This window comes from Acetobacterium wieringae (assembly GCF_023700225.1).
Classification (GTDB): domain Bacteria; phylum Bacillota; class Clostridia; order Eubacteriales; family Eubacteriaceae; genus Acetobacterium; species Acetobacterium wieringae.
Genome location: NZ_CP097897.1, coordinates 2,894,523 through 2,910,420, shown reverse-complemented (window position 1 = coordinate 2,910,420; position 15,898 = coordinate 2,894,523). Strand labels below are relative to the sequence as shown.

Genomic DNA, 15,898 nt, shown 5'->3' with positions numbered 1-15,898 from the left:
TTATAATGAGGCTTCGTTACAAGCGACTATTTTTTCTGACCGAAAATTCCTTCACGGTAAGCGCCGATATATTCCATACAGTAGTCATCTTCGCCCAGCAGCGCTTCAGTGGCATAGATGATTCCCATCAGGTCACCATTGGTCGGATCAAGGATGGCACTGTCCAGTCCAGCATTCATGGCCAGAACGGTAAAGCCCATGTTGACCATTTTTCGGGCAGGCAGGTTGAATGAGATGTTGCTGACGGCGCCGGTCACATGAATGGTGGGGTATTGTTCTTTAATACTTTTGATTACTTCCACAACCATAGCAATGCCATCTTCGGATGTACAGAGCATTTCAACCAATGGATCGATGTGCATTCTTGACGGATCAATGCCGTATTCTTTGACTTTGGCCATTAAATCAGCAAAGACATCCAGACGGTCTTTAGCGGTTTTAGGAATGCCCTTATCGCTGTTAAGCAGCGCCACACATTCCCATTTGGTATCAGCAATGGCTTTAAATGCAGCATCGACTTTATCGCCTTCAAGGGATACGGAGTTGAACAAACCTGGTTTGTTACAGTATTTCATCGATTCGATACAGGTATAGACATTGGGGCTATCCACAGCAATGGGGATATCGGTGACTTCCTGAACCAGATCAATAAGCCATTTCATGGTTTCCAGTTCGATATCATCATCAACAGAAGCACAAACATCGATATAATCGACGCCAGCTTCGGCCTGGATCTTGGCCAGATTTTTGATAAATTCGCCATCTTTGGCAGCGATGGCTTTGGCAGTGGAAGGAATCGCACCGTTAATTTTTTCTCCGATAATTATCATTTTATCTCTCCTCTGGATATTAATTTTACCACTCTTTCAGAGTATGGATTGTTAAATTGCTTTGGACTAGAATAGTTCTTTGGTCATTTTTTCGATGGCTTCATCACAGGCTTCGTAAACGCCCGGGAAGGAAGAAACGGGCAGCCCCTGACAAGCGCCTGGGATGAAGTACAGTTTTCCAGATTCACGGCAGGCTCGGGCAAATTCGGCATCAATTTGTTCTTTTGTCCATTCAGGATGATCGATGACACCACTGTGAACACCACCCATAAAGGTGATTTGTCCGCCGTATTCTTTGATCATTTTAGGAATGTCATTGGTTGTCATAACACCCTGCCAGATATCAATACCCATTTCAATCATATATGGAACTAAGGTTGCGGCATAGCTGTCGCTATGGTGAACAATCAGTTCAACACCGTTAGCTTTGTAAAAACCATAGATTTTTTTGTAGGATTCTAAAAAGAATTCTTCAAACATTGCTGGCGAAAGGAAGGTGGAAATCTGGCTGCCCCAGTCGTCATGGTGTAAAATTGCATCAGGGTGCAGATTTTCAACCAACGCTTTAGCATAATCCAGCTCATACTCGGTTAAATAATCGATCAATTCATGCATGGCTTCGGGTTCTTCGTAGAAACTCATGAGGGCATTTTCCATACCCATCAGATAATGGGTCATTTCAAATAAACCGGGAGCGATGAAGGCCGCAACATATTTATTATCACGATCAACGGCCTTAGCGTCAGCAATGGCCTGATCCCACGCCCCTGCAGGTCGTTCCATGCTTGGAGCTTTAACGTATTCTTTCCATTCAGTAACATCTTTAAGAACAACATGTTGTTCATCGTGTACTGGGAAAGAGGCAAGTTGACCTTCGGGCCAACGGATGGTAATACCCCATTCATTGATTACTTCGCCACCGATTTGGGGTTTGATACGACCAGATGGTACGCTCATAATCATTTCCAGAAATTCATATTGTTTGACAAAACGATCTGGATTTCCACCGGTCATGACTTCTTTTAAATTCTCTTTTACAGTTAACATAGTGTATAGCCTCCTTAGTTTATCTGGAATAAATCATTGATCAGTTTTAGCATCGTTGCTGATAATTACATATTTTGACTGCGATTACAATAAAAATAACGATCAAATGAGCGAACAGATTTAAAACCGATTTTTTAGTATATGATATTTTATTTACTATTATTTTAGTAAATATTCTTTCATTTACTGTGATTATAAACGGTTGCAGGTATTTTGTCAACGAAAATTTTTGTAAAAGTGTCGGAGTTATCGTTTTTCTTAAAGAATGAGCAATAAATCACCTCAATAAGCCAGTAAAATAAGCTCAATCACAGGTGGACACGAAAAAGAGCCGCAGTTTTATATAAGACTGCAGCTCTTTTTTAGTCTGTTCACACCGATACGTGCGTTATCGTCCCGACGACGAAGGACAAGGGCAGAATCGGTCAATCGCTATGTTTTTTTATATAGTCAACGATTTCGTTTTTTCCCACCCGATTGACGCCACTGTGTTCCACGTCAAACCCGGCATCAATCGCATGACCAAGCACCTTTTCCATTACTTCAGCGACCCGGGGACGGCAGAAGGTTCCTTGACACCAGCCGCAGCCTGCCCGGGTACGTCGTTTGATGCCGTCAACGGTGGTTACGGGAATACCCCGGTTCATGGCATCAATAATAGTCGCTTCATTGACTTGTTCGCAGCGGCAGATTATTCTTTCCGGGCTGGAGGCCATGTCCACCAGCGGCTGGATTTCTTTCACTGGTTTTAATTCAGTGCGGGTAATAATCGGAGCCCGATAAGGATTGAAGCTGGGGTCTTCTTCAAAGGGACAGTTCAGCTCTTTTAAAAGGCCCAGAACTATCTCGGCAATAGCTGGTGAAGACGTCAGACCCGGAGATTGAATACCGGCGCAATTAATAAATCCGGTCACGGGGGTGGCTTCAATAATAAAGTCGTCGGTGGAGCTGACTGCCCGAACGCCGGTAAAACTACGGATGAACTGTTTTATGTTTAATTTGTCGGTGGTGTGTTTGGCTTCATTAAAAATTTTCAGGAGCCGTTCGGCATGGGTGGATTTGTCAACTGTATCTTCATTGACCGCATCCGGACCGATCAGCAGGTTGCCGAAATAGGTTGGGGTGACAAGGATTCCTTTGCCCATTTTTGTGGGCATTTGGAATAAGACCGTATTGATGATGCTGGCAGAGCCCCGTACCATCAGGATGTACTCACCGGTGCGGGGGGTAATGGTGAAATAATCAACACCAACCATTTTTGAGACGGCGTCTGAGGATACACCGCCAGCGTTAATCACATAATGCGACTGGTACTGTTGGCCATTTTGGTCAGTCAGGGAAAAGCCGTCAGTGTTTTTTTGGATGCTGGTAATTTCGGTGTTCAACAACAGCTTAACACCATTGGCAACGGCGTTTTCGGCCAGTGCTATGGCCATTTCGTAGGGTGAGCAGATGCCGGCCCCTTTACAGTACAGGGCGTATTTGACAGCTGGGTTGACATTTGGTTCCATGGCCATAATCTGGTCATGATTAAGAATTTCCAGATCGTCGACACCATTGGCCAGGCCGTTTTCATATAATTCCTGGAGTTTTGCCAATTGCTCTTCTTCAAAGGCCAATACCAGCGATCCGATTTTTTCAAAGCCAAAGTTAAGCTCCTCGTTTAGCTGATCGAATTGCTTGCGGCCCTTGTAGCACAGACCTCCTTTTACTTTGGTGTGGGATTCGGCAAAGCCTCCATGGACAATGGCTGAATTGGCTTTAGTGGCCCCCATCGACACATCATCTTCCTTATCAAAAACAACAACAGATAATTTGTAACGGCTTAACGCTCGGGCGATCGAGGTTCCGATAATACCGGCGCCGATTATAGCAACATCATACATAGCAGTCTCCTTCAGTATCATTAGATTTTTAGCAATCGAATGCTTAGATTACATACCCATTTTCCTTGGCATCTCGCAGAAATTCATAGAAAAATTCCCGTTTTACATAGTTTAGCGGGGCATATTCCTGCTGGTTGTAGGCAAAATTCAATTTGGTGACAGCAGCCTCAAAGGAAATATTTTCCAGAGGGATGCCGCCAGCGGCAATCAGTTCCCGACAGGACGCATAAAGATCGCCCTGTATATTTTTGTAGGAAATCAGATAATGATCGACCTGGGGATTATTTTTGATAAAGGACAGGAGCGACGTTCCGTTTTCCCCTGTAACATTACCGCTGCCACAGTGGTATAAGGAGTGAAGGACAGCCCGGATTGGACGGTTATGCAGGTTGATCACCTCATAGTTTAAACCGGGATAGGCTCGCAGCGCCAATACTTCATTACGAAATTCGGCAATGGTTGGGACACAGTCAGGAGCCGGATTATAAAGCTTGAGCATGGACGGATTTTTAGGACTGGGGACACAGCACAGTCCCCGATGATCAAAAACGCCTAAAGGATCTCCGAAACTGGTAAAGTCATCCCGTAGCCAATCCGCTTCCTGAAGCCGGGTGGCCAGGTGAACATAAATAATATGATCGCTATTTTCATAAAGGGTATAAAAACCAGGCAGTTTCATATTAATGATAAATGCCACTGCCGCTGAAAAATTGGCGATGGCATTGCTGTTTGGTTGGCCGATGGCGTAGTTGGCAGCCACTAAAACGATCGGAATCAGAGGACTGTCAAGACCATAGGAAAGGGCGGCCCCGGTATAGGGCAGGGTATCCGATCCGTGGGCAATAATGACACCATCATAGTCGCAAAGACGATGGGATTGCAGGGTTTCTATTATTTGCAGCCAGTGTTTTGGTTCGGCGTTTTCACTGAGGATGTTAAAGGGACGGACGACCTCAAATTCGACTTGACAGTTGCTTTGTTCGTTGTAGATGGCGAGTAAGTCGTCACTGCGACGGGAATCAACATCGATACAGCCATCATTGACAGCGCTGCCGATGGTTCCGCCGGTTAATACTAATAAAATTCTGGGTATTTTTTCCATAGCTGAGCATCCTTTCGGTAATTTAGAATAATTATAGCATCTAATCAGGAGCAGGGGAATAAAAAAAGCAAACAGCAGAAATGTGTTTGCTTTTTAATGACCAGATCAAAAGGAGAAAGACAATTAGGCCATTTCATTACGACCAAGAAAGGTGTTTTGCATGTACCGGTTCGAAAAATCAGGATCAGTGGCTAACTCGATGTGAGTGGTGACTTTGGGGATTGTTTCGCAGCGTTTGGCTTCATCCTGAGATAAGAGAAAAAGTTGGGAACCGGTTCCGGCTCCATTACCTATGGAGCGGATCGGTACGCCAGAAATTTCTGGAAGTAAACCAATAAACTGAGCATTTTCGATATCGATGTAATTGCCAAACGCACCTGCCAGAGTTATTTCTTTGAGATCCGTGGCTTTGATGCCGTACTTTTCAGTTAGCAGGCAGCAGCCGGTAAAGATGGCGGCCTTGGCCAATTGTACTGCCCGAACATCTTTCTGGGTGATGATCATTTCTTTGCCATTGGGGTTATCCTGATGACGGACAAAAACAAAATAGCGTTGATTGTTCTCGTCGGTTTTGAACCGATCTTTAAAGGGGTGATTATCAAGATCCTCGCCTTTAATAAAATTACCGCGATCATAAATCAGTCTTTCCCGAAACAGGAAGGCAATGGCATCGATAATCCCCGAGCCACAAAATCCCAGGGGCGCAGCATCGCCAATAACATGACATTTGATTTCATTGTCAATCAGTTCGATTTTTTCGATGGCTCCAGTGGTGCCACGCATCCCCATGTGGATACCGGCTCCTTCAAGTGCAGGACCGCAGGCCGTGGAAGCGACAAAGTAGCGGTTCCGGTTGCCGACAGCTATTTCGCCATTTGTACCCAAGTCAATCATCAAGCGGTATTCGTCATCCTTTGGCAGACCCAGCAATACTGCTGTTGTATCGGCGCCAACAAACCCTCCCAATAAGGGCAGAAAGGTTATTTTACCGTTGGGGTTAATATTGATGGTAAATTCTTCGGCATCGGCAACCACCATATCCCGGGTGATCCCGGTAAATGGGGAAAGACCCAAATGCAGGGGATTTAAGCCCAGAAAAAGATGGGCCATGGTACTGTTACCGCAGAATACACACTCATAAACAGCTTCTGCAGCGATCTTTGATTCATAGAAAAGGTTTGAAAGGATGTTGTTGACCGTTTCAATAATAGCATGTTGGATCGCCTTCAAATTTTCAGGCGAGGTGGATGCATAATCGATACGGCTGATTACATCACCGCCAAAAGATATTTGCTTATTCAAAGAGGAATACTGATGAATCAGAACTCCACTGGTGAGATCATAAAGGTAGCCGACAACCGAGGTCGTCCCAATGTCAAAGGCAACACCATAGGCGTTTAGCGATTCACTGCTGGGGATTAGATCAATCACTTCATCATTATAGAGCACAAAATTCATCAAAGGAAGGCTTTTCTGATGAAAGATTTCAGCAGATTTCTGCAATACTTTAATAGAAGACATCTTGATCGGCATATCGAGGGCGTTGCGGATGGCTTCAAGATCGTAGGAACACATCTCCGTTTTCAAGTGTGCCATTGGGGTGGTCACAACCCTGGTTTTGGGGTTAAAACTCAGTGTCTCATTTTCGGTGGTTTCCAGTATTTGTGATACGGCGGCTTCTTTTGAAATGAGAATAGCCATATCGTTGGACACGGGATGCTGGCAACCAAGGACTTCTGAAACTAAATCGTTTTCACGAATGGTCACAAGGCATTTCTTACACGTTCCCTTGCCTCCGCAAACTAGATTTTGAGGAAAACCAACCTGAGCACAGGCGGCAGCAACGGTAGTTCCAGTTTCAACCAGGATACTTTTATCCAGCAATGGGAAAAAAATGCGAATAGTCTTCAAAGATGACATAAAATTGTCCTTTCTCAGTTATAAATTGGGGGGACCTGTAAAATATTTTCTAAACTGATTTTATTATACCCGTAAAATACGAGATTTTCAATACGCAGCGAATGATAATGAAAAATTTGTCTGAGGCTTATTTTTCTGAGGGCTGGTTTATGAATAAAATCAGCCCATTGCGGTTTTTGAATGAAGGTCAGGTGATTCGTTTATATCAATGAAGTTGTTGAGAGCGATTGGAAGTGAAATGCAGTGTTAACCAGACTAATCCTTTTTTAAGACAGCTGAATCGGAACGGCAATACAAGATGGACCGAAGCCAGTAATTTTTCCCGAAAATACCCTACTAGCAAGCACAGTAAAATTTTACAATATAAAAACGACATTTAATCAAATCTAAACGATCTGACCATCAATTTAGGGAGATATATTACCCCTATTTTTATTGTTTGAGATTTAACAAACGATAAAAGAAAATAAATTGAATTAAACTAGAAATAATTTGACATTCTTTAAAATTGGTGGTAATCTGAATTAAATTTGTATATACAAGTAAATAGTGGACAACCTGCCCGGTATCAGTATTTATAAAGCGGACTTAATAGGGCAATTAGAATAGCATGATTTGGGATAAATATGATTCAAAAACAAGTTTGGAGGTGAAGTTGTAGGTTAGTCACTTATTGAACATCGGAATGCTGGAGTTGTCTGTCAAGGGATTAATAAAATTCATGGTACAAAAATGGAAAAGCATCAAAAATTACAAAAATGGATGATTTTCTATGATGATTTGTAAAAATATGTCATAGAATTCATTTTAAAAGCGGCTTTAAAAAACTATATAGAATTAAAATGCAATCTAATGTTGAATTGCACAGAAGTTTTGTGTCGCAGAGTAAAATATTGTTCAGATTATTGATGTAAACCCCGTAAATGTAAACGTTATTCGTATTTTTTCAGTAAAAAATTGTCACATTTATTATTTGATTTTTAGATTGAAATCATATATCATAAATGCAGATGTTAAAAATTTATCAAAGTATTGGAGGAAATAGTATGGGTTTTAAATCAGACATTGAGATTGCACAAGAAGCTACACCACAGGATATTCGTGAGATAGCAAAGAAATTGGGTTTAACAGAAGACGATCTGGATTTATACGGGAAGTATAAAGCAAAGGTAGACTATAACCTGTTAAAGAAAACAACCGGAAAAAAAGCCCGGTTAATCCTGACCACTGCCATCAATCCAACACCAGCCGGTGAAGGAAAAACGACCACCACAATCGGGGTTGCTGATGGATTATCACGAATTGGAAAAAATACCCTGGTAGCCTTGAGAGAACCATCCTTAGGACCAGTATTTGGTGTCAAAGGTGGAGCCGCAGGTGGCGGATACGCTCAGGTTGTGCCAATGGAAGATATCAACCTTCACTTTACCGGTGACTTCCATGCCATCGGAGCTGCCAACAATTTACTGGCAGCAATGCTGGATAACCACATCAAACAAGGAAATGAACTGAAAATCGACGCCAAGAAAATTACCTGGAGACGATGTATTGATATGAATGACCGTCAACTGCGAAACGTCGTTGATGGTTTAGGTGGATCCGGAGACGGCGTTGTCCGTGAAGATGGATTTGACATCACAGTAGCTTCTGAAGTTATGGCCGCCTTCTGTCTGGCCAGTGATATCTCTGATTTAAAAGCCCGACTGGGACGCATCATCGTTGGTTACAGCGTTGCCGGAGAACCCATCACCGCTGAACAGTTAAAAGCCAACGGCGCCATGGCAGCTCTGCTTAAAGATGCCTTGAAACCAAACCTGGTACAAACCCTGGAAGGCACACCCGCCTTTATCCACGGTGGACCATTCGCTAATATCGCTCACGGCTGTAACTCAGTAATCGCAACCCGTATGGCCATGCATTTTGCTGACTACGTAGTTACCGAAGGTGGATTCGGAGCCGACCTTGGCGCTGAAAAATTCCTCGATATCAAATGTCGGATGGCTGGTTTAAAACCGGATGCCGTAATCATTGTTGCTACCGTACGAGCCCTTAAATACAATGGCGGCGTTGCCAAAGCTGACCTGAACAATGAAAACCTGGACGCTTTAAAAGCCGGTCTGCCAAATCTGTTAAAACATGTTGAAAACATCACCCAGGTCTTTAAACTGCCAGCGGTTGTTGCCATCAACGAATTCCCACTGGATACCGAAGCTGAACTGGCGCTGGTTAAAGAAGAATGCCAGAAGCTGGGCGTTAACGTGGCCATTTCCCAGGTATGGGCAAAAGGCGGCGAAGGCGGGGAAGCATTGGCCAAAGAAGTGGTTCGTTTAATTGACGAAAGCGAAGGCACCTTCGAATACTGTTACGAACTGGATATGCCAATCAAAGCTAAGATCGAAGCCATTGCCACCCGTATTTACGGCGCAGACGGCGTAGACTTTACTCCGACCGCAGCCAAAGAAATCGAAAGACTGACATCCCTTGGCTTTGACAAGGTGCCAATCTGTATGGCTAAAACCCAATATTCTTTAACCGATGACCAGACCAAACTGGGTCGTCCAACTGGTTTTAGAATCACAGTACGTCAGGTTAATATCTCAGCCGGAGCTGGCTTTATTGTCGCGCTGACCGGAGAAATCATGAAAATGCCTGGTCTGCCAAAAGTACCAGCAGCAGAAAAAATTGATGTTGATGAAAACGGCGTAATTGCTGGTTTATTCTAGAAATAATCACTTTCTGTATAAAGAGGGTTCTTAAGAACCCTCTTTATAAGAGAATGTAAAAAATAACAATAAAAATTGAAGTGGAGTTAGTAAATGGAATTTGATGCAGTAGGAACTGACCTTGGTTCTATCTCGGAAAAAAATGCACGGAATTTGTTGAAGCCCTGTACAGCAAGGCAGCGGTTCCAGGTGGTGGTGGTGCAGCCGCATTAGTCGGTGCAGTCGGAACGGCGCTGGCCGGAATGGTTGGAAACCTTACTACGGGAAAGAAAAAATATGCAGAATTCGAAGACGATATTCAGCGTATTTTGAAAGAAGCGCAAGTGCTTCAGGATCGTCTCTTAGCGATGATTGATGAAGACGCAAAAAACTTTTTACCGCTATCAAAGGCTTATGGTCTTCCCAAAGAAACCGAAGAAGAAAAGGCTTACAAAGAAAAAACCTTAGAAGAATGTACAAAGGTTGCCTGCAGTATTCCGCTTGAAATTGTTGAGGTATGTTACAAGGCAGTTTTATTACAGGAAGAACTGGTAGGAAAAGGTTCAGCGCTGGCAATCAGTGATGTTGCCTGCGGTGTTCAGTGTTTAAGAGCGGCCATGATCAGCGGTTGGGTGAATGTTTTAATTAATATTAAAACAATCAAAGACGCAGATTATGTAGCTGATGTTAATAATCGAGTCAAACCGATGCTGGACAAAGGCGTTGAAATCTGTGATCGTGTTTATGCAGATGTTGAAAAACAACTTTCATAAAAATTAATTAAAAATTTTGAACAAAGAGGAGAATTATAATTATGGCAGCAAAATTATTAAGCGGAAAAGAAGTTAGCGAGTCAATGCTGGCTGAAGTACTGAAAGATGCCAACGAACTAAAAGAAAAAGGCATTCAGGTAAAAATGGCAATCATGCGAGTTGGCGAAGATCCAGGTTCTATTTCTTATGAAAAGAGCATCATTACCAGAATGGGAAAATCAAATATCGAAGTTGAATCTGTTCAATTCCCAATCGATGTAACCGAAGCTGATTTCATTGCCAAACTTCAGGCAATCAACGAAGACAAAAATATTCACTCTGTGTTAATCTTCCAGCCGCTTCCAGATCAAATTGATGCTGAAAAAATCAAATATCTGTTAAGCCCTGAAAAAGATCCAGATGCCCTTAATCCAACAAACTTAGGTAAACTGATGATCGCAGACGAACGAGGATTCTTCCCATGTACAGCTGAAGGTGTTATGGAAATGTTCAAATTCTATAATATCGATGTTAAGGGTAAAGACGTTGTTGTTATCAATAACTCTAACGTGTTGGGAAAACCACTGACAATTATGTTAACAAACGAATTTGCGACCGTTACCATGTGTCATGTTCATACAAAATCGACAGCTTCCTTCACAAAAACTGCTGATATTGTCGTTACTGCTTGTGGTATTTATGGTCTGGTTCGTGCTGATATGTTAAGCGAAGATTGTATTTTAATCGACGTTGCAATGTCTCAGATGAAAGACGAAAACAAAGAATTTGTATTAAACGAAGAAGGCAAGAAAATCCGAGCTGGGGATGCTCATGTTGACTGTCTGGACAAGGTTGCCATGATTACTTCGGCAACACCAGGATGTGGCGGTGGAACAGGCCCAATTACAACAGCTTTACTGGCTAAACACGTTATCAAAGCTTGTAAAATGCAAAGCGGATTACTATAAAATCTGAAAAAACAAAGGAGGTATACAATTGGAGGATTACACGAAGTTTAAACTGAAAAGAAAGGAAGAGCTCGATGCGGTTTTGGCAGACAAGAATGACTTGTTTGTTGTAGCCTGTAACAAATGTTTCAAAGAACTCGATAGTTTTGATGAACCTGAATGCGGTCTTTTTGAAGAGATTGCCAAAGAACAGGGCAAAAATATCGTTGGCTCGGCACAAATTGATTTTCTGTGCAACGAACCATTAACATCGAAGGCCTTCCAGGATCTTATTCCCCAAGACGCCAAAAATGTATTTGTTATTTCATGTGGTTTGGGTATCCAGACCATGGCAGGATTGCTTGATATTCCGGTTTATGCCGGTAGCGACACTGTAACTGTTGATGGTTACCATGGAATGGCATTAACAACGACCTTATGTGAAGCATGTGGTCAGTGTTATTTGAACATGACCGGTGGGATCTGCCCAGTTGTAGACTGTTCTAAGAGCTTACTCAATGGCCAATGTGGCGGTGCTAAAAATGGCAAATGTGAAGTTGACAAAGAAATGGATTGCGGATGGCAGCTCATTTATGATCGCCTAGAAAAACAGGGACGTTTGCAGGAACTGTTGGATAAACCAGTGGAACTTCGGGATTATACCAAAGTTAATCATAAGTTTGTCAGCGAATATGTAAAATCAGTTCGTGAAGAACGATATGAAGGTTACTACGGTGGTATTCACCCAACTGAATTCAAAGAGCTGAGTGAACATATCGGACTGGTACCATTCCCAGATCCAGTTAATGTGGTTATTCCCATGTCACAGCATGCTGGAGCTCCAGCTGAGCCGATTGTAAAAGTTGGCGATCAGGTCAAAATGGGTCAGAAAATTGCTCAGGCTGCTGGTGTTGTCAGTAGCGCCATTCACGCAAGCGTCAGCGGTACCGTTGTAGCGGTTGAACCACGACGCCACCCTGTTAGCGGACTGGATTCATTGGCGATTGTGATTCAATCAGATGGTAAAAATACTCTGGATGAATCAGTAAAACCAGCTGGCGATATTGACAGTTTATCTGCTGATGAAATTATTGAAATTGTCCGTGACAAAGGAATTGTCGGTATGGGGGGAGCTGGATTCCCAACTGCCGTTAAACTTAAATCGCCAAAACCGATTGAACTGGTATTACTCAATGCCTGTGAATGCGAACCAATTTTAACCGCCGATCACCGGGTTCTGCTCGAATATGCTGATGAAGTGATTTATGGTTTAAAAGCGATGATGAAAGCTTCTGGCGCTCCAAAAGGTGTGATTGCCATTGAAGACAATAAATTGGATGCCGTTGAATTGATGCAGGCCAAAACTGCTGATATTGAAAACATCGAAATTGTTGTTGCTAAAACCAAATACCCACAAGGGGCTGAAAAAATGCTCATCAAACGGGTTATGGGCAAGCAAGTTCCAAGTGGTGGGCTACCAATGGATGTTGGAGCAATCGTATGTAACGTCAGCACCGCTAAAGCCGTTTCAGATGCAATTCAGTTAGGAATGCCTCTGGTTGAACGGGTTGTTACTGTCAGCGGGAACCGGATGAACAAACCAGGTAACTACTTAGTCAAGATTGGTACTTCTGTCAAAGATATCGTCAACTATTGCGGCGATGTCAAAGGCGATGATGTTACTGTTAAAATCGGTGGTCCAATGATGGGCTTCGCCCAGGCGGATCTCAATGTGCCGATGCTGAAATGTTCTAACGGAATTATTGCCGTTGAAACAATTGTTAAAGAAGCAGTTGAGTGTATCAAATGTGGTCGTTGTATGGATGTCTGTCCAATGGAATTGCGCCCACTGTATTTCACAAAATTCGCTTTAGAAGAAAACTGGGAAGGCATGAAAGCACAAAATACCATGGATTGTATTGAATGTGGATGTTGTGAATATATCTGTTCATCAAAGATTCCAATTGTTGAACGTATTAAAATCGGAAAAACTGCCATAAGGGAGGGTAAATAATATGCTGATTACCCAACTAAAATCACAAGAAGCAATCGAAGCGCTGGCTCAGGGAAAAACGGTAATCATCAACTGTCATGGCTGTAAGGAAGTCTATTTTGCAGAACATGAAGCGGATGCATTTCAAAAAGAACTGTCAGCCAACAAAGAAGTAACTCAGATCATCACCACCGATTACATCTGTAATCCGGATAATCTGAAGCTGCAATTAAAAAAACATACTGATGTCATCAATGCGGCTGATACCATTTTGGTATTCTCCTGTGGTGTTGGGATCCAGACTGTTGCTGCACTATTTGAAGGCAAAAAAGTCTATTCCTGCTGTGATACCTATCCATTGCCAGGATTCCAGGGCGTAACACCACTGAATGTCGATTGCGGACAATGTGGTGAGTGCTACCTCAATGGTACTGGTGGAATCTGTCCAATTACTGCATGCTCAAAGAGTCTGATCAACGGCCAATGTGGCGGTGCCAAAGAAGGTAAGTGTGAAGTTGATAAGAACATGGAATGCGGCTGGGAACGAATTTACAGAAAATTGGAGAAACTGGACAAACTGGATAACATGAAATATGACGCACCCAAAGTGCGCAACTATAACAATCCAAACGCAGAATAACCAATAATTTAAAAAGAGTAGGAGTAATTATAAATGAGAATAACTGAGCTGTTTGAACGTGGCGAGTTTGTATTAACTGCGGAAGTAGGACCTCCAAAAGGGGTTGAACTTGACCATTTAATTAAAGATGCCCATGAATATTTAAAAACCCGGGTTCATGCATTGAACGTAACAGATAACCAATCCTCAGTCATGAGAACTGGTTCACTGGCAACCTGTCGAGTTCTGAAGGATGAAGGGCTATTGCCTATCTTCCAGGTAACTTGTCGAGATCGAAATCGTATTGCCCTGCAGTCTGATATCTTAAGTGCAGCATTACTGGGTATTGAAAATTTACTGCTATTAACTGGAGATTACACAACATTGGGTGATCATCCTCAGGCAAAACCGGTTTTTGATTTAGATTCCGTGTCATTGATTCATGCAGTAAAAAGATTGGAAGAAGGTTTTGATATCGCTGGAAATGCGGTTGATGGGGCTCCTCCAAAATTTGCCAAAGGTGCCGTTGTATCACCATGTAGTGATTCAGTCGATGTTCAGTTGGCAAAAATGGAAGCAAAAGTAAAAGCTGGATGTGAATATTTCCAAACTCAGGGTGTTTATGAGCCAGAAAAATTCATCAAATTTATGGAACAAGCAAAACAATTTGGTGTACCTGTACAATTGGGTCTGATCATTCCTAAAAATGTCGGTATGTGCCGATATATGAATGCTAATGTAGCTGGTGTTCATGTTCCTGATGAAATGATTGCTGAATTACAGGCAGATAAAGAAAAAACCAAAGCTGGTGATACTGGTGTTGAAATCTGTGCCCGTCTGATCAGAGAATGTAAAGACTATGCTCAAGGTGTTCATATCATGTCATTAGGTTGGGAAAATAGAATTCCAGAAATTCTTGACTTAGCTGGTATTGCACCAATCACTCCAGTCGTTTAAGAACAAATTAAAACGGAATACCGGCCATGCCGGAGTTTCTAAAATGCTCCTCTTAAGGTGGGCGGTTTATCTAAGTAAACTGCTCATTTTAAGGAGAACGGTTTATTCAAATAGACTGTTCAACTGATGGAGGAGCTTTTATTTTGGTTGTAGCGGTATCAAAATTTATGATACCGGTAGGTTTACAGGTTGGTGAAAAATTGAAAATAGCAGCAATTGCAATAGCGGCAGCTAAATCTGAAGCTACGAATATGCGTTGCGACGTGTACGTAAACAAAAAGCATGTTAATTGATTGTCATGTTCATGTTGGGCTCGGTCAATTAAAAGGTTTGAAAAAATCTGATGTAGCTGATGAAGTCTCAGTTGAGGCGATAAAAGGACTAATTAAAAGCTATCAGAGTAAAGGGGTACAGGCAATCCGTGATGGCGGGGATGGTTCGGGAATTGGAATAATTTTCAGAGATATTTCAAAAGATTCCGGTCTTATTTTTAAGACCCCCATCCATGCATTGTATAAAAAGGGCCATTATGGTGACTTTTTAGGCGACTCCGTGGATAATGTAAAAGATGGTATCAAAAAGATGAATCGTCTCATCAAAAAGAAACCAGATTTTATTAAAATTATTTTAACCGGCATCATGAGTTTTACCGATCTTGGTGCCTCAGGTCCGGTGGGGTTTTCTAAAAGTGAATGTTCGGAAATGATTGATCATGCCCATCAACAGGGTTTATCGGTCATGGTTCACGCCAACACCCCAGAGGGTATTATGATCGCTTTGACATCGGGGGCGGATACCATTGAGCACGGCTATGGAATTAATGATGACTGCCTTCATGCCATGCGTGAAAGTGGTACAATCTGGGTGCCGACTTTGGCACCTTTTGCCAATATCGCCAGATGCAACGAAAGTAGCCCGATGAAAAAATATCAAAAAGTATCGGAAGCATATTTTAGACAACATCAGTTGATGGTAAGAAAAGCGGATGCAATGGGTGTGAACATTGCATTAGGTAGTGACTCAGGAGCGACGTTAGTTCCCCTGGGACAAGGCACGTTAGATGAGCTTGCTTACTTAATTGACTGTGGATTGACCAAAGAAAAACTGGAAAACATTGGAAAATGGGTTATTGACCTCTAATTG

The 15,898-nt window shown here is 42.5% G+C and carries 12 protein-coding genes; 7 read left to right on the top strand and 5 right to left on the bottom strand.

The window, feature by feature from the left end; translation table 11 throughout:
- Nucleotides 1–26 precede the first annotated feature (26 nt).
- The 5 genes from CHL1_RS14280 to CHL1_RS14260 form a co-directional block, all read right to left on the bottom strand.
- Nucleotides 27–830 (bottom strand): methyltetrahydrofolate cobalamin methyltransferase, encoded by an 804-nt coding sequence (locus CHL1_RS14280; protein ID WP_148638507.1) that lies wholly within the window; start codon nt 828–830, stop codon nt 27–29.
- Between the two features lie 66 nt (nt 831–896).
- Nucleotides 897–1,877 (bottom strand): uroporphyrinogen decarboxylase family protein, encoded by a 981-nt coding sequence (locus CHL1_RS14275; protein WP_148638508.1) that lies wholly within the window; start codon nt 1,875–1,877, stop codon nt 897–899.
- Between the two features lie 425 nt (nt 1,878–2,302).
- A complete protein-coding gene (locus CHL1_RS14270) occupies nt 2,303–3,763 on the bottom strand; it encodes an NAD(P)/FAD-dependent oxidoreductase (RefSeq protein ID WP_250933574.1) in 1,461 nt (486 codons plus the stop codon).
- 43 nt (nt 3,764–3,806) lie between these two features.
- Nucleotides 3,807–4,865, bottom strand: coding sequence for an asparaginase (locus tag CHL1_RS14265; RefSeq protein WP_228879546.1), 1,059 nt, complete (start codon nt 4,863–4,865; stop codon nt 3,807–3,809).
- Nucleotides 4,866–4,988: 123 nt separating this feature from the next.
- A complete protein-coding gene (locus CHL1_RS14260) occupies nt 4,989–6,785 on the bottom strand; it encodes an ASKHA domain-containing protein (protein ID WP_228879552.1) in 1,797 nt (598 codons plus the stop codon).
- A gap of 1,046 nt (nt 6,786–7,831) precedes the next feature.
- Here CHL1_RS14260 and CHL1_RS14255 point away from each other — a divergent pair.
- The 7 genes from CHL1_RS14255 (at nt 7,832) to CHL1_RS14225 (ending at nt 15,895) form a co-directional block, all read left to right on the top strand.
- A complete protein-coding gene (locus CHL1_RS14255; RefSeq protein WP_250933572.1) occupies nt 7,832–9,508 on the top strand; it encodes a formate--tetrahydrofolate ligase in 1,677 nt (558 codons plus the stop codon).
- A 164-nt stretch (nt 9,509–9,672) separates the two neighbouring features.
- On the top strand, nt 9,673–10,260 hold the full coding sequence (locus CHL1_RS14250) for a cyclodeaminase/cyclohydrolase family protein (RefSeq protein ID WP_250936294.1): 588 nt from the start codon (nt 9,673–9,675) through the stop codon (nt 10,258–10,260).
- Between the two features lie 41 nt (nt 10,261–10,301).
- Nucleotides 10,302–11,207: a bifunctional 5,10-methylenetetrahydrofolate dehydrogenase/5,10-methenyltetrahydrofolate cyclohydrolase gene (locus CHL1_RS14245; protein WP_070372693.1), complete on the top strand. Its 906-nt coding sequence runs from the start codon at nt 10,302–10,304 to the stop codon at nt 11,205–11,207.
- Nucleotides 11,208–11,235: 28 nt separating this feature from the next.
- Nucleotides 11,236–13,200 carry an electron transport complex subunit RsxC gene (rsxC, locus tag CHL1_RS14240; RefSeq protein WP_250933569.1) on the top strand — a complete coding sequence of 655 codons (1,965 nt, stop codon included), beginning with the start codon at nt 11,236–11,238 and terminating at the stop codon, nt 13,198–13,200.
- Nucleotide 13,201: 1 nt separating this feature from the next.
- Complete coding sequence (locus CHL1_RS14235; RefSeq protein ID WP_070372692.1) at nt 13,202–13,819, top strand: methylenetetrahydrofolate reductase C-terminal domain-containing protein; 618 nt, start codon at nt 13,202–13,204, stop codon at nt 13,817–13,819.
- A gap of 33 nt (nt 13,820–13,852) precedes the next feature.
- Nucleotides 13,853–14,755 carry a methylenetetrahydrofolate reductase gene (locus CHL1_RS14230; protein ID WP_070372691.1) on the top strand — a complete coding sequence of 301 codons (903 nt, stop codon included), beginning with the start codon at nt 13,853–13,855 and terminating at the stop codon, nt 14,753–14,755.
- Between the two features lie 282 nt (nt 14,756–15,037).
- Nucleotides 15,038–15,895, top strand: coding sequence for an amidohydrolase family protein (locus CHL1_RS14225; protein WP_250933567.1), 858 nt, complete (start codon nt 15,038–15,040; stop codon nt 15,893–15,895).
- Nucleotides 15,896–15,898 lie beyond the last annotated feature (3 nt).

Coding starts and splice junctions, on each gene's coding strand:
- CHL1_RS14245 (WP_070372693.1), top strand. CDS start 10,302: ATGGCAGCAAAATTATTAAGCGGAAAAGAAGTTAGCGAGTCAATGCTG.
- CHL1_RS14235 (WP_070372692.1), top strand. CDS start 13,202: ATGCTGATTACCCAACTAAAATCACAAGAAGCAATCGAAGCGCTGGCT.
- CHL1_RS14230 (WP_070372691.1), top strand. CDS start 13,853: ATGAGAATAACTGAGCTGTTTGAACGTGGCGAGTTTGTATTAACTGCG.
- CHL1_RS14275 (WP_148638508.1), bottom strand. CDS start 1,877: ATGTTAACTGTAAAAGAGAATTTAAAAGAAGTCATGACCGGTGGAAAT.
- CHL1_RS14265 (WP_228879546.1), bottom strand. CDS start 4,865: ATGGAAAAAATACCCAGAATTTTATTAGTATTAACCGGCGGAACCATC.
- CHL1_RS14270 (WP_250933574.1), bottom strand. CDS start 3,763: ATGTATGATGTTGCTATAATCGGCGCCGGTATTATCGGAACCTCGATC.
- CHL1_RS14260 (WP_228879552.1), bottom strand. CDS start 6,785: ATGTCATCTTTGAAGACTATTCGCATTTTTTTCCCATTGCTGGATAAA.
- CHL1_RS14225 (WP_250933567.1), top strand. CDS start 15,038: ATGTTAATTGATTGTCATGTTCATGTTGGGCTCGGTCAATTAAAAGGT.
- CHL1_RS14255 (WP_250933572.1), top strand. CDS start 7,832: ATGGGTTTTAAATCAGACATTGAGATTGCACAAGAAGCTACACCACAG.
- CHL1_RS14280 (WP_148638507.1), bottom strand. CDS start 830: ATGATAATTATCGGAGAAAAAATTAACGGTGCGATTCCTTCCACTGCC.